Origin of the sequence: Gallaecimonas pentaromativorans (genome assembly GCF_003751625.1) — a bacterium.
Taxonomy (GTDB): Bacteria; Pseudomonadota; Gammaproteobacteria; order Enterobacterales; family Gallaecimonadaceae; genus Gallaecimonas; species Gallaecimonas pentaromativorans.
On record NZ_RJUL01000007.1, the window covers coordinates 1 to 13,207 of the forward strand.

A 13,207-nucleotide genomic window follows, 5' to 3' on the forward strand; every position below is an offset into this window, starting at 1 on the left:
CTGGCCCAGTTCAAGCTCCCCGACCGACGACCAGACCGGTCATATCCACGCTGCATCCGGCCAAAATACAGCAAGTATCCAGCGAGAAAGAAAAATGCCAGTCAGCTTAACTGACTGGCATTACGCCGATTGGCGGGCTTTTTTATGGCCGGGACGCGTCATCCAGCAAGTAGAGCAGCGATTGGTAAGGCACGCCGCTGTGGCGTGACAGGCCAATCTCGCAGGTGCGGCTGTTGCTAAAGCCCCGCTTGCAATCGGCCGGCACCTGCTCAGCCAGAGGGGCCAAAGACGCGGCGTTAAGCTCTGGGGTGCTAAAGCCCTTGTCACCGGCAAAGCCGCAGCACTGAATATGCTCAGGCACCACCACCCGCTTGGCACAGGCCTTGGCAAGCGCCAGCAGCTGCTCGCTCTGGCCCATGCGCCGGGCGCTACAGGTAATATGCAGCAGCACGGTTTCGTCCAAGGGCTCCACCTTCAGGTGCGGCAGCAGATATTCCATGGCAAAAGAAGCCGGCTCAAAGATGGCTAGCGGCATCTCGAACTGCTCGATGCTGCGAAGGGCGCAGGGGCTGGTGTCCATCAGCACCGGCAGGCGGCCCTGTTCGCTGGCCTGCCACAACGCCGCTTCCAGCTCACGGGCCTTGCTGGCGGCAAGCTCTCCCATGCCTTTGCTGTCATAGGGCATGCCGCAGCATAGGCTCGCCAGGTGCTCGGGGAGAGCCACATCAAAACCCGCCTTTTGCAGCAGCGACAGGGTGACATCGGTCAAGGAGCGCGGCTCGCTATTGCCCTGCTGCTGGCCCATCACCCGGCTGGCACAAGACGGCATGTACAGCACCCGGCGCCCAAAATGCGCCAGCGGCGCCTGTACCTTGGCGCCGTTGGCTTTGGGCATCTCGGCCAACCAGCGCGGGGTGCGGCCACCGCTGAGGCGATTGACGCCGTCGCTGAGTTTTTCCAGTCGTTCACCGCCCAGCACCGCTTGCGCCGCGGCCCCCAGCCGCAAGCCGGTTTTTACCAGACTGGTGGTGGCGCCAAAGTGCTCGGCGGTCCAGCGGGCAATGGGCTCAAAGCGCCGGTATTTGTCCTGACGCAGCGTTTTGACCAGGCTGCCGGTATTGATGCCTACCGGGCAACGCTCGGCACATAGGCCGGTAGCGGCGCAGGTATCCAGGCCCTGGTATTCAAAAAGCGCGGCCAGCGTCTCGGTGCCTTGCCCTTCGCGGCGGCGCTGCTGCAAATCGCGGTACAGCACGATGCGCTGGCGGGGGCTCAGGCTCAAGGTGCGCGACGGGCATACCACTTCGCAAAAGCCGCACTCGATGCAGGCATCCACCAGAGGGTCGGCGGCCGGCAGCGGCTTGAGGTCTTTTAAGTGGGCAGCCGGGTCCGGGTTGATGATAACGCCGGGGTTTAGCAGCCCTTCGGGGTCAAACAGGGCCTTGATGCGCTGCATTAACTGGTAACCGGCCGGGCCCCATTCCAGCTCCACATAAGGGGCCATATTGCGGCCGGTGCCGTGCTCGGCCTTGAGCGAGCCGCCAAAACGCACCGCCACCAGCTCGGCCACCGCGTCCATAAAGGCGCCATAGCGTTTGACCTCGGCGTCGCTGCCAAAGCCCTGGGTAAAGACAAAATGCAGGTTGCCGGCCAGGGCGTGGCCAAACAGCAGCGCCTCGTGATAACCGTGCTGGTCAAAGAGTTGTTGCAGGGCGCGCACGCCACTGGCCAGCTCTTCTACCGGGAAGGCCACATCCTCGATGATGACGGTGGTGCCGGTTTCCCGCACCGCCCCAACCGCCGGGAACAAGCCTTTGCGAATGCCCCAAAGGGCTGCCTGGGCCTTGGGGTCGGTAGAAAAGGGCACCGACTGGCTAAGGGTAAAGGCCGCCATGGCCGCCATCACCTGCTGGCACTGCGCTTCAAGGCCGGTAAGGCTCGCCGCCCGGCAATCGACCAGCAGCGCCGTGGCATCGAGGCTTAGCCCCGCCACAAAACCCGGCATGCCGGGTTTGTCGGCCACGGCTTTCAGGGAGCGCCCGTCCATCAGCTCTACCGCGCTGACCTCGGTTTTAGCCAGGGCCGACACCGCTTGGCTGGCCTGCTCTACATCGGCAAACACCAACAGCGCCGTGGCCTTGTGGGGGTGGTCAGGCACGGTGCGGTACGTCACCTCGGCGATAAAACCCAAGGTGCCTTCGGAGCCCACCATCAGGTGCGCGAGGATATCGATGGGGTCTTCAAAATCCACCAGGGCGTTAAGGGCATAGCCGGTGGTGTTTTTAAGGCGGTACTTGTGGCGGATAAGGGCGCTTAAGGTGTCATCGGCCAGCACCTCCTGGCGAAGGGCGCTAAGCCCTGCTAAGAGTTCGGGGCGCCGCTTGCGAAAGGCCGCCACGCTCTCGGGGGAGCTGGTGTCCAGCACGGTGCCGTCACTCAAAGCTATCGTCAGGGTGTCGAGGGTGCGGTAGCTGTTTTGGGCGGTGCCGCAGCACATGCCGCTGGCGTTGTTGGCCACAATGCCGCCTATTTTGCAGCTGTCGATGGAGGCTGGGTCTGGCCCAATCTTGCGTAAAAAAGGCGCCAGGTAGCGGTTGGCGTCGCTGCCTATCACCCCCGGTTGCAGGCTAATGCGCTCCCCCTGCTGCCACACTTTGTGGCCGCGCCACTTGTCGCTCAGGGTAATCAGCACCGAGTCTGACACCGCCTGCCCCGACAAGCTGGTGCCCGCCGCCCGAAAGGTAAAAGGCAGGCCAAGGGCGCGGCAGCTGGCCATGGCAAACAGCACTTCATCAAGGCCGTCGAGGCGCAACACCACCTTGGGCAGCAGCCGGTAAAAACTGGCGTCGGTGCCGTAGGCTAGGCACAAGGACGGGTCGGTCAGCACACGCTCGGCGTCGATACGCTCGGTAAGGGTGGCAACCAGGCTGGCGTAGCTCATCAACAATCCTCTACTACCACGACATAAAGCTGGCGGGGCCCGTGGGCGCCATAGGCCAGGGTTTGCTGGATATCGGCGGTCTTGGACGGGCCTGACACCAGCAGCAGGTTGGTGGGCAGCCCCTGGCGGCACTGGGGCTTTGCCAGCAACTGGGCGAAGTTATCCATGATGGCCGAGGCCGCCACAATGATGATGCTCACCGGCGGCACCAGCGACAAGCTGCGCGGCTCGTTGGGGCCTGTCCACAATACCAGGGTGCCGGTATCGGCAATAGCGCCCCAGGCTTGGCTGATGCCGGCGTCAACATCGGTAAAAAGCACGGCCTTGAATTCACTCATGGGTTTATCAAAGCAGCTTAAGCGCGAACCGCCCGCTTGGCTGATGGCGGCGCTAAAGGGGCCGTCATTGCCCGCCAGCAGCCGTGTCAGCGAAGCGCCCTTAACCATGGCCTGCAACTGCGCGGCCAGGCTTTGCTGGGGGCAGCGCACCACCTCGGCATGGGCCGCTTCCAGGCGGCTGCAAAACCGGGCCAGCCGCGCCGGGGCGTCTTCCCCCAGGTAGGGGGCGTAGGGCTGCTCTGGGCGCTCAGGGGCGCTCGGGTTCACCTGGCGCAACCTGGCCAGAATGCGGTTTTTAGCCTCAGACACGGCGCTGCTCCTTTAATAGCTGACTGAGCGGTTTGGGGGCCGGTTTCGGGGTGACCCGGCATTGGCCCCAGGCACCAAGGCGGCGCGGGTAAAAAGGCGCAAGCCGCCTGGCCAGCCAAGTACCGGCACGGTAGCAACGGGGGTGGCGGGCCAGCCAGGCAAACCCCTTCATGGCCAGGGCCTCTAGGCGGTTGGCTTTGGCCCCCTGCCCTTTTAGCGGCGGATGGCCGGCGCTGGCGCCATGTTTGGCCTCCACCCTAAGCCGCTGCAATAGCGCCGGGATAGGAATGCCCACCGGGCACACCTCGCCGCAGGCGCCGCACAGGCTAGAAGCAGTAGGGAGTTCGCCGGCGTCGTCCAGCCCCAAGAGGTGCGGCGAGATTATTTTACCTATGGGCCCCGGGTAGACGGTGCCGTAGGCGTGGCCACCGATGCGCCCGTACACCGGGCAGTGGTTCATGCAGGCGCCGCAGCGAATGCATTGCAAGGTTTGGCGCAGTTCGTCGTCGGCAAAGGCCTGGGAGCGGCCGTTATCCAGCAGCACTAGGTGCACTTCCTCTGGGCCATCCCATTCACCGGGGCGGCGCGGGCTGCTCACCATATTGAAGTAGGTGGTAATGGCTTGGCCGGTGGCCGAGCGGGTCAGAGCGCTGTACAACGGGGCGATGTCGCTAAGCTGCTCCACCACCTTTTCAATGCCGGTAACGGCGATATGGACCCTGGGGATGGTGCTGCACATGCGGCCGTTGCCTTCGTTTTCAACCAGACACAGGGTGCCGGTTTCGGCGACGGCGAAGTTAACTCCGGTCAGCCCCACTTCGGCGGCCTGGAATTTTTCGCGAAGCGCCTGGCGCCCCGCGGCGATCAGCTGATCGACATCCCGGGTGGCCTCAAAGTCGGGAAGGTGCTGCTCGAAGGTGGCGCTTATCTCGTCTTTGTTCTTGTGGATGGCCGGCATGATGATGTGGGAGGGCCGGTCACCGTCCAACTGGACGATAAACTCGCCCATGTCGGTTTCGCGGCAATCGATGCCAAGGCCAGCCAGGTGTTTGTTAAGGCCGATTTCCTCGCTGACCATGGATTTACCCTTGGCCACCAGTTTGGCGTCTTCGCGCTGGCAAAGGGCGCGGATGATGGCGTTGGCCTCGGCCGGGGTCTCGGCCCAGTGCACCTGGATACCGTTGGCGGTGCAGCGCTGCTCCAGGGTCTCTAAAAGCGCGGGGAGCTGACTTAGGCAGCGGCGGCGCACCGCTTCGGCCTTGGCCAGCACCGCGTCGGCTTCAACCGGGTCGCTAAAGGCGTTGCTTCTGGCCTTACGCAGGTAATCCATGGCGCCGCGAAAATTCTGGCGGATAACGGGGCTGGCCAGGGCCTCTTGGGCCTGGGGCGTAAAGCGCCGGGGGCTGTGCTCAGCCATGGCCGCCTCCTACCCGTTCCAGCAAAAAGCTGGCCAGGTGCCGGCCTTGCAGCCGCTCGCCCTGGTATTCCAAGGCGCCGTTGATATTGAGCAGGCAGCCCCAGTCGGCACTGACCAGCTCCGGGGCACCGCTGTTAACGATGTGCCGGGTTTTGTCCTCCACCATGGCTTGGCTGATCTGCGGGTGGCGCACCGCAAAAGTGCCGCCAAAGCCGCAGCACTCTTCCTGATAGCCGTGCTTCACCAGCTCCACCTGGGCCAGTTGGCCAAGGAGCTGGCTGGCGGTGACATGCACCTTCATCTCGCGGCGGGCGGCGCAGGAGGTGTGCATAGTCACCTGCCGCGGCTCGCCCTTGTCATCAAGCTTGGCCCGGCACACCTGCACCAAAAACTCGGTGAACTCGAACACCCGCTCGCAAAAGGCCGCCACGGCGGCGTCGCCGGCAAAAAGGCGGCGATAATGGTGGTGCATCATGCCGCCGCAGGAGCCGGACAGCACCACCACCGGCCAGGGCTCGGGAAAGAGCGCCATCTGGCTTTGGGCCACGGCGCGGGCCTCATCGTTGTAACCAGCGCTGTAGGCCGGTTGGCCGCAGCAGGTTTGGCCGGTAACGACCGTTACCGCCAGCCCCTGGCGCTCCAAAAGGCCGATGGCGTCCAGGCCTGCCTGGGGGTCGAACAAGTCCACCAGGCAGGTGGCGTACAGGTAGACATGGGCCGGTTTGGCCGGGTAAACACGGATAACGTCCATAACACTCTCGTTTACTGCATCAAAACGTCGGTTTGCCCAAGCAGGTAGATCATGGCCATGCCAAGCAGGCCGCAGCACAGCAGGTAATAGAAGGTGGGCAGCACGGTTTTTCGCAGCACCGCCCCTTCCCTGCCCATCAAACCGGCAGTGGCCGAGGCCGCCACCACGTTGTGGATGGCAATCATATTGCCGGCTGCCGCCCCTACCGCTTGCAGCGCCAATACCACCACCGACGACACTCCCAGGGCATGGGCCGCCTCAAACTGGAACTGGCTGAACATCATGTTGGAGATGGTGTTGGAACCGGCGATAAAGGCGCCCAGGGCACCAATCACCGCGCTCAGCGCCGGGAAGGCGTGGCCTACCATGCCTGCCACCCAGTTGGCGGTGGTGATAGGCATGGAGGCAAGGTCGGCGCCGTTGACCCCGGAGTTGATAAAAATGCGCACCATGGGAATGGTAAACACCAGGGCAAAACCGGCGCCCAGCAGGGTTTTACCGGACTCCTTGGCCGCCCCCAGCAGCGGCTTGACGGAGCGGGCCTGCACCAGCACCGCCACCAGCGCCGACACCACCAGCAGGCCGCCGGGCAGGTAAAAAGGCTGAATGGCGGCGCTGACCCCGGCTTCGCCCAAAATGTTGTTAAAGCCGATGCTGACCCCAGCCAGCCAGGCCTTGATGCCGGCGTCCATGCGGCTTATCACCAGCAGCAGCGCCAGCAGCACATAGGGGAACCAGGCCATCACCAGCGACATGGGCCGCTCGCGCACCTGGCTTAAATCCATCTTCAGGTTACCCAGCCACTCGGCGGGCCAATGGGCGGCAGGTTCAAAATCCCAGGTGCTCTTGGGCACCAAGAAGCCTTTGCGGGCCGCCAGCACCACCAGCGGCAAGCTGACCAGGCCACCGATAAGCGACGGAAACTCCGGGCCCATGAAGATACCGGTCAGGGCATAAGGCAGGGTAAAGGCAAGGCCGGCAAAGATGGCGAAGGGCAATACATCCAGGCCCTCGCGCCAGCTTTTGTTACGGCCGAAAAAGCGGGTCAGCATCATGGTCATCAGCAGTGGCATAAAGGTGCCGATCAGGGCATGGATAATGGCCACGTCACTGGTGATGTACTGCAAGAAGGCGTCCCAGCTGGAGCCTTTGGCGGCCAGTTCCAGGCCGATGGTGTGGCTGTCCAGGCCCTTGTTGATACCCACCAGAATAGGGGTGCCCACGGCGCCAAAGGACACCGGGGTGGATTGGATCATCATCCCCATCAGCACCGCCGCCATGGCCGGAAAGCCAATGGCCACCAGCAGCGGCGCGGCGATGGCGGCCGGGGTGCCGAACCCGGAGGCCCCTTCAATAAAGGTGCCGAAACACCAGGCGATGATGATGGCCTGGATGCGCCTATCCGGCGAGATGTTGGTAAAGCCGTTACGGATGCTGGTAATGGCCCCGGTGTGCTTGAGGCTGTTGAGCAGGAAAATGGCGCCGAAGATGATCCACAGCACGGTAATGGTCACCACCAACCCTTGCAGGGTGGAGGCCAGAATGCGGTTGATGCTCATGTCCCAGCCAAACAGGGCCACCAGCACCGTCAGTGCAAAGGCGACCGGCATGGCCCGGCGCGCCGGCCAGTTCAGGCCGAGCAGCAGGATGCCGGCGGCCATAATGGGAATAAAGGCAATAATGGCAAGCAGGGTATTGCTCATGGTTGTTGTCCTTTTTTTATACCGGCGAGCCGGTTTTCAGGGCTTTTGCTGCACGAATAGTGGGCTTACGTAAAGGTAAGCTTGCAGACAATACCCCTTTCCTTCTTATGGATATACGGAGATAATCGAAAACATAAATTCCAAAACTGCATGAATATGCCCCGCGCCGACGACCTCATTTTGTTTGCCCAAGTGGTGGATACCGGCTCCTTCAGCAAGGCAGCCGAACTGGCCGGCGTCACCAATTCGGTGGCCAGCAAACGGATCTCGAAACTCGAAGAAGAACTGGGTACCCAGCTGCTGTACCGCACCACCCGGCGCCTGACCCTAAGCGAGGCGGGCCGGCTGCTTTACCAGCAGGCAAGGCAAATAAAGATGGCCACCGACCGGGCCCTGGACACCCTGTCGGGCTTTGGTGAGAAGGTGAGCGGCCATATCCGGATGTCGGTGCCCACCATCTCCGGCGAGCTGGTGCTGGCGGACGCCATTGCAGAGTTTTGTGACCGCTACCCCGGGCTCAGCATCGACATGTCGTTGGAAAACCGCTTTGTGGACATCATCGCCGAGGGCATGGATCTGGTGATCCGCACCGGCTACCTGGACGACTCCAGCCTGATCGCCCGCCACATCATCGATTCACGCTGGGCCATTTGCGCCTCCCCCAGTTATCTGGAGCGCCACGGCACCCCGCGCCACCCCGAAGATCTGCGCCAGCACAACTGCCTGCGCTACAGCTACCAGAGCACCGGCGCCTCCGACTGGGCCTTCAAGAACAAAAAAGGCCCCTTTACGGTGCGGGTAGAAGGCAACATGACCACTGACAACGCCGCCGCCCTGCGTAAGGCGGCCCTGGCCGGTTACGGCATCATCTATGTGCCCCGTTGCCTTATTTACAACGATCTGACCCAGGGCATGTTGACGGAGCTTTTCCCCCAGCAGGTGGGCAAGAAACTGGGGATCTACGCCGTCTATCCCACCACCCGCCAGTTGCCGGCCAAGATCCGGCTGCTGATTGAGCACATCCGCCAGCGCTACCTGGCCATCGCCCACTACTTCTAGGCAAGGCGCAGCAGCATCAGCACCCCGACGGCAGTAAACACCAGCGCCGTCGCCCCTTCCATGCCCCGGCGCCAGCCCAGCATTTTTTGCCGAAACCACGGCGCCCCCAGCAGCCAACCCAGCATCCCAAACCAGGCCAGGGCCAGGCTGAAAAAGAGCGCCACCACCCCCAGCTTGGCCGCCAGCGGCAGTGCCGGCGGCAATAACCCGCCCACCAGGGTAAAGAAGTAAAGGTACGCCTTGGGGTTGAGGATATTGGTGGCAAAGCCGGCCAGCCAGGCGCCACCAGCCGGGGCCGATTGAGTGTCGATGGCCCCCTGGGGTGCCCGGGCGCTTTTAAGGCACTGGGCCGCCAGGTAAAGCAGCCAGCACCCCGCCACCAGCGGCAGCCAATGAAGCAGCCCCGGCAACACCTTGGCCAGCAGCGCAAAGGCAAATACCACCACCAGGCTGTGCACCATGATCGCCGAGGCCAGCCCCAGCGCCATCTGCAGCGCCTGGGCCCGGCCCTGGTTGAGGCTGGAGCGCAGCATCAGCGCAAAGTCGGGGCCCGGCGCCACCAGGGCGGCCAGGTGTACAAGGGCAAGGGTGAGGAACAGTGAAGCCAGGCTCATGACAGGTCTCCTTGGGAAAACCCCAAGGGTGGCGCCATAGGCCTTAGCGCGCCTTGTAAAAACTAGCGGCAGATCTGCTGCTGGTAGCTTTGCGGCGGCAGGTTGTAATGGCGTTTAAAGGCCTTGACCAGGTGGCTTTGGTCAAAAAACCCCACAGCGGCGGCCACGTCTTTTATCAGCATGCCGCTTTTAAGGTGCTGGCGGGCGGCCTCTACCCGCAGCGAAGTGAGGTAGGCATGGGGGGTGATGCCGGTGGCAGCCCGGAACTGGCGCAAAAACTGGTATTGGCTGAGCTGATAGCGCTCGGCCAGGGTGGGCAGGTTGTGTTTGCTGTCCAGATGCGCCAGCAAATAGCCCTTAAGGTCGGCCAATTGGAAGCGGCTCAGCCCCTGGTGGCGAGCCGGCTTTAGCCCCGGCTCGCCGTGGCGCAGCAACAGGTGCGCCATCAACAGCAGCATGTGGCTCTGGGCCGCCAGCGGCTCAGGGCTGTGCTGCTGGTTGTGCAGCTGCAGCAAGCCCTGGTAGAGGATGGGGTCAGCCACCATGGGCCCTTTGAAAAAATGCAGCCGGCCATCGCCCCCCAACTGCTCGCCAAGTGTGGCCATGGCCTCCATGGGCAGCCGTATCAGCCGCACCTGGTAGTCGCCGCTTTCATGGCCGGCGCCGTCGTGTACTTCGTCGGGGTTGAAGGTTGACAGACTGCCAGGGCTCAAGATCAGCCGCTGGCCCTTATGCATAAAGGCCTGGGCGCCTTGGTCAACCAGCCCGATGTGATAATCGAGGTGTACGTGGCGGTCAAACACAAAGCCGCTGTAATGGGCGCGCACCAGCTCCAGCCCGGGCCAGCCGGGCAGGCTTTGGTGTTCGATGTGGCGAGAAGGGGTGTTGGCGGCCATGGCTCCAGCTTAAGGAGCGCCGGGGCCGGTGTCTTGTAAAAAATTGCAATGCCCTCGGCCTTTTCTTTTGCCAGCCGATGGTTCATGGTGGGCCCATTTAGGGCCCGGCACCGGGCCATCGCCCCCATAGGCTGGGGCGAGCATTGCCTTCTAAGGAGACAGCATGAAAACCGTCAAAGTGGATTTTGTTTCAGACGTGGTCTGCCCCTGGTGCGCCATTGGCCTGGCGTCCCTGGAAGACGCCATGAGCAAGGTCGAAGGTGACATCAAGGTGGAGCTGCATTTTCGGCCCTTCGAGCTGAACCCGCAGATGGGCCCAGAGGGCGAAGATATCAAAGAGCACCTGTCCCGCAAGTACAACCTCACCGAGCAGCAGTTGGCCGAGAACGAGGCCAACCTGCTGGCCCGCGCCGAGGCGGCAGGTGTGCATTTTGATTTAGGGCTGCGCAGCCGCACCTACAACACCTTCGACGCCCACCGCCTGCTGTTCTGGGCCGCACCCCAGGGCAAGGAATATGCCCTGAAAAAAGCGCTGCTGGACGGCTATTTTGCCAAGGGCATGAACCCCAGCGACCGCGCCCAGCTGCTGGACAAAGTGGCCGAAGTGGGCCTGAGCCGCGAAGAGGCGGCCACCATACTGGAAAGCTCGCTCTTTACCGAAGAGGTGCGCACCGCCGAAGAGGTGTACCGCAAGCGCGGCATCAACTCGGTGCCCTCCATCGTGCTGAACGACAAGTACCTCATCACCGGTGGCCAAAGCAGCGACTACTTCGAGATGGCGCTGCGCCAGGTGGCCGACGAAAGCGAGGCCTGAGGCCTTAGAAAAAGCCCGCCAATCGGCGGGCTTTTTGTTGTCAGCGGCTTAAGCTGTATGGCCTTGAGGCGGGGCCTGTGGCCCAGTTTTTATTGGGGCTTTGCTGCATCACAAAGGTCAGGGTGCCCCCGGCCACCAGATCTTGATGGGTGATGTAGCTGGTGGCCAGCGCCTTGCCGTTGAGCAGCACCTTGCCCACATAGGGGTGGGCGTCGTCCAGGTGCTCGGCCTTGACCACAAAGCGCTTGCCGCCCGGCAGGCGAATACTCGCTTCCTCGACAAAGGGCCGGCCCAGCACATATTGGTTGGAGCCCGGCGCCACCGGGTAAAAGCCCATGGCGGTAAAGAGATACCAGGCCGACATCTGGCCCAGATCGTCGTTCCCGGCAAGGCCGGTGGGGCCGTCGTGATATTGGCTGTTCATGATGGTGGTCAGCCGCTCCTGGGTCTTCCAGGGCGCACCGGCGTAGTCATAGAGGTAGGCCATATGGTGGCTCGGCTCATTGCCGTGGGCGTAGTAACCGATAAGCCCGGAAATGTCCTCCACGTGGGCGAAGGTTTTCGGGTCTACCTTGGTGTCGAACACCGCATCGAGCTTGTTCACAAAGGCCGACTGGCCGCCCATGGCGTTGATCAGCCCAGCGATGTCCTGGGGCACATACCAGGAGTATTGCCAGGCGTTACCCTCGGTGTAGTCGCTGCCGTAACCCACAGCGGCCGGGTCGAAAGGGGTGCGGTAGTCGCCATTACTGAGCCGGGCCCGGGCAAAGCCGGTTTGGCGGTCAAAGACGTTTTGCCAGTTGCCGGCCCGCTTAAAAAAGCGTTTGGCCAGCGCGTCCTTGCCCATGGCACTGGCCATGCGGGCCAGCGTCCAGTCGTCAAAGGCGTATTCGAGGGTCTTGGACGCGGCCTCGGGTTCTTTGTCGATGGGCACATAGCCAAGCGTGATGTAATCGGATAGGTCGCCATAGGGGCCGTAATCGGCGCTTGCCACCATGGCCTTGAGGGCGGCGGCGCTGTCAAAGCCGGTGATGCCCTTGAGGTAGGCGTCGGCAATGACCGGCAAGGCGTGGTAGCCAATCATGCACCAAGTTTCCTGGCCCTGATAACTCCACACCGGCAGGATGCCAAAGGGGCTGCTTTGCTGGGCTGCCACCAGGGAGCTTACCAGCTCGCCCATGCGCTTGGGTTCAAGGATGGTCAACAGCGGCTGCTGGGCACGGTACACATCCCACAGCGACCAGGTGGAATAGAAGTCAAAGCCCTTGGCCTGATGCACCTCTTGGTCCGGGCCCCGGTAGCGGCCATCGGCGTCGGAGGCGAGGTTGGGGGCGATAAGGGCGTGATAAAGGGCGGTGTAGAAACTGCGCCGAATGGGCGCCGGGGCTTTGATATCAATGGCGCCAAGGGCTTTTTGCCACTGCGCTTGGGCGGCGGTTTTGGCGCCGTCAAAGTCCCAGCCGGAGGCCTCTTTACTGAGGTTATCCAACGCGCCCTGTTCGCTGACGCTGGAAATAGCCACCTTGACCAGCAGCGGCGAGTTGAGGGGGCCAAAATCCAGCGCCGCTTCCAAGGCCCGGCCACTGATGGCCGCCACATCGCCAGGGTTGTGGCCCGGGCCTTTAAAGCCCCGGTAACTGACATTTTGCTCGCGGTTCAGGAGCTGGTGGCCTTTGAGGGGCTTGGAAAAGCGCATGGCAAAAAACAGCTGGCGCCCTGGCGCCCAACCACGGGTTTGGCGCATGCCGGTCAGCACGCCGTCCGGGCGCAGCCTGAGGCTGGACCACAGCACCTTGCCGTCGTAGTCGTAAATGCTGGGGCGAAGGTCCAGCAGCACCCGCGCCTCAGCGCCCTCGGCGAAGGTATAGCGGTGCCAGCCAACCCGCTTGCCGGCGGTCAGCTCTACCTTGACCTGGTTGTCGTCCAACGTCACGGCGTAATAGCCGGGGCTGGCGCGCTCACTCTGGTGGCTAAAGCGGGAGCGGTAGCCGCTGCTAGGCTGGTCCTTGGCCCCAGGGTCAAGATGCAGCTCGCCGCTCATGGGCATCAGCAGCACATCCCCCAAGTCGGAGTGGCCACTGCCGGAAAAATGGGTGTGGGAAAAGCCCAGGATGCTGTGGTCGCTGTAGCGATACCCCGCCGCCCAGCCATAGGCGTGGTGAAAATTGGGCATGTCGGTATCGGGGCTGAGCTGCACCATGCCAAAAGGCAGGGTAGCGCCGGGGAAGGTATGGCCATCGCCACCGGTGCCGATAAAGGGGTCGACATCTGCCAGGGCGTCAGCAAAGACCGGGGCGGCCAGAACCGGCAGGGTAACCAGGGCAAGCAACAGGGATTTTCGCAGCATCGAGGGCTCCGTTGTTGT

The 13,207-nt window shown here is 62.8% G+C and carries 10 protein-coding genes; 2 read left to right on the forward strand and 8 right to left on the reverse strand.

All coding sequences use genetic code 11. The features are described from left to right. Positions 1-142 precede the first annotated feature (142 nt). The 5 genes from EDC28_RS13095 to EDC28_RS13115 are packed head-to-tail and all read right to left on the reverse strand — an operon-like array spanning position 143 to position 7,459. Positions 143-2,941, reverse strand: a complete 2,799-nt coding sequence (locus EDC28_RS13095) for an FAD-binding and (Fe-S)-binding domain-containing protein (RefSeq protein ID WP_123421912.1) — start codon at positions 2,939-2,941, stop codon at positions 143-145. Continuing rightward, positions 2,941-3,588, reverse strand: a complete 648-nt coding sequence (locus EDC28_RS13100; RefSeq protein WP_123421913.1) for a LutC/YkgG family protein — start codon at positions 3,586-3,588, stop codon at positions 2,941-2,943. The genes EDC28_RS13095 and EDC28_RS13100 overlap by 1 nt, the downstream gene beginning before the upstream one ends. Next, positions 3,581-5,005, reverse strand: coding sequence for a LutB/LldF family L-lactate oxidation iron-sulfur protein (locus EDC28_RS13105; protein ID WP_123421914.1), 1,425 nt, complete (start codon positions 5,003-5,005; stop codon positions 3,581-3,583). The genes EDC28_RS13100 and EDC28_RS13105 overlap by 8 nt, the downstream gene beginning before the upstream one ends. After that, positions 4,998-5,756: a (Fe-S)-binding protein gene (locus tag EDC28_RS13110; RefSeq protein WP_123421915.1), complete on the reverse strand. Its 759-nt coding sequence runs from the start codon at positions 5,754-5,756 to the stop codon at positions 4,998-5,000. Before EDC28_RS13110 ends, EDC28_RS13105 begins: the two co-directional genes overlap by 8 nt. Before the next feature lie 11 nt (positions 5,757-5,767). Then, complete coding sequence (locus EDC28_RS13115; RefSeq protein ID WP_050660155.1) at positions 5,768-7,459, reverse strand: L-lactate permease; 1,692 nt, start codon at positions 7,457-7,459, stop codon at positions 5,768-5,770. A 150-nt stretch (positions 7,460-7,609) separates the two neighbouring features. On the opposite strand from EDC28_RS13115, the gene EDC28_RS13120 reads away from it, so the two are divergent. Continuing rightward, complete coding sequence (locus EDC28_RS13120; protein ID WP_336391537.1) at positions 7,610-8,518, forward strand: LysR family transcriptional regulator; 909 nt, start codon at positions 7,610-7,612, stop codon at positions 8,516-8,518. Here EDC28_RS13120 and EDC28_RS13125 read toward each other — a convergent pair. Both EDC28_RS13125 and EDC28_RS13130 read right to left on the reverse strand, forming a co-directional pair. Next, a complete protein-coding gene (locus EDC28_RS13125; RefSeq protein ID WP_050660154.1) occupies positions 8,515-9,132 on the reverse strand; it encodes a LysE family translocator in 618 nt (205 codons plus the stop codon). The two genes, EDC28_RS13120 and EDC28_RS13125, sit on opposite strands and share 4 nt — an antisense overlap. A 62-nt stretch (positions 9,133-9,194) precedes the next feature. Further along, the gene (locus tag EDC28_RS13130) at positions 9,195-10,028 is read right to left on the reverse strand and encodes an AraC family transcriptional regulator (protein WP_123421916.1); all 834 of its coding nucleotides are present in this window, start codon (positions 10,026-10,028) and stop codon (positions 9,195-9,197) included. 163 nt (positions 10,029-10,191) lie between these two features. Here EDC28_RS13130 and EDC28_RS13135 point away from each other — a divergent pair, with 163 nt between their 5' ends. Beyond that, entirely contained in the window at positions 10,192-10,842 is a 651-nt protein-coding gene (locus EDC28_RS13135) for a DsbA family oxidoreductase (RefSeq protein ID WP_050660152.1), read from the forward strand. A gap of 40 nt (positions 10,843-10,882) precedes the next feature. On the opposite strand, the gene EDC28_RS13140 is transcribed toward EDC28_RS13135, so the two are convergent. Next, positions 10,883-13,189 carry a GH92 family glycosyl hydrolase gene (locus tag EDC28_RS13140; protein WP_123421917.1) on the reverse strand — a complete coding sequence of 769 codons (2,307 nt, stop codon included), beginning with the start codon at positions 13,187-13,189 and terminating at the stop codon, positions 10,883-10,885. Positions 13,190-13,207 lie beyond the last annotated feature (18 nt).

What these genes read in the sequence shown, in the direction of transcription:
- EDC28_RS13120 (WP_336391537.1), top strand. Translation starts at nt 7,610, where the DNA reads ATGAATATGCCCCGCGCCGACGACCTCATTTTGTTTGCCCAAGTGGTG.
- EDC28_RS13115 (WP_050660155.1), bottom strand. Translation starts at nt 7,459, where the DNA reads ATGAGCAATACCCTGCTTGCCATTATTGCCTTTATTCCCATTATGGCC.
- EDC28_RS13105 (WP_123421914.1), bottom strand. Translation starts at nt 5,005, where the DNA reads ATGGCTGAGCACAGCCCCCGGCGCTTTACGCCCCAGGCCCAAGAGGCC.
- EDC28_RS13110 (WP_123421915.1), bottom strand. Translation starts at nt 5,756, where the DNA reads ATGGACGTTATCCGTGTTTACCCGGCCAAACCGGCCCATGTCTACCTG.
- EDC28_RS13095 (WP_123421912.1), bottom strand. Translation starts at nt 2,941, where the DNA reads ATGAGCTACGCCAGCCTGGTTGCCACCCTTACCGAGCGTATCGACGCC.
- EDC28_RS13140 (WP_123421917.1), bottom strand. Translation starts at nt 13,189, where the DNA reads ATGCTGCGAAAATCCCTGTTGCTTGCCCTGGTTACCCTGCCGGTTCTG.
- EDC28_RS13135 (WP_050660152.1), top strand. Translation starts at nt 10,192, where the DNA reads ATGAAAACCGTCAAAGTGGATTTTGTTTCAGACGTGGTCTGCCCCTGG.
- EDC28_RS13125 (WP_050660154.1), bottom strand. Translation starts at nt 9,132, where the DNA reads ATGAGCCTGGCTTCACTGTTCCTCACCCTTGCCCTTGTACACCTGGCC.
- EDC28_RS13130 (WP_123421916.1), bottom strand. Translation starts at nt 10,028, where the DNA reads ATGGCCGCCAACACCCCTTCTCGCCACATCGAACACCAAAGCCTGCCC.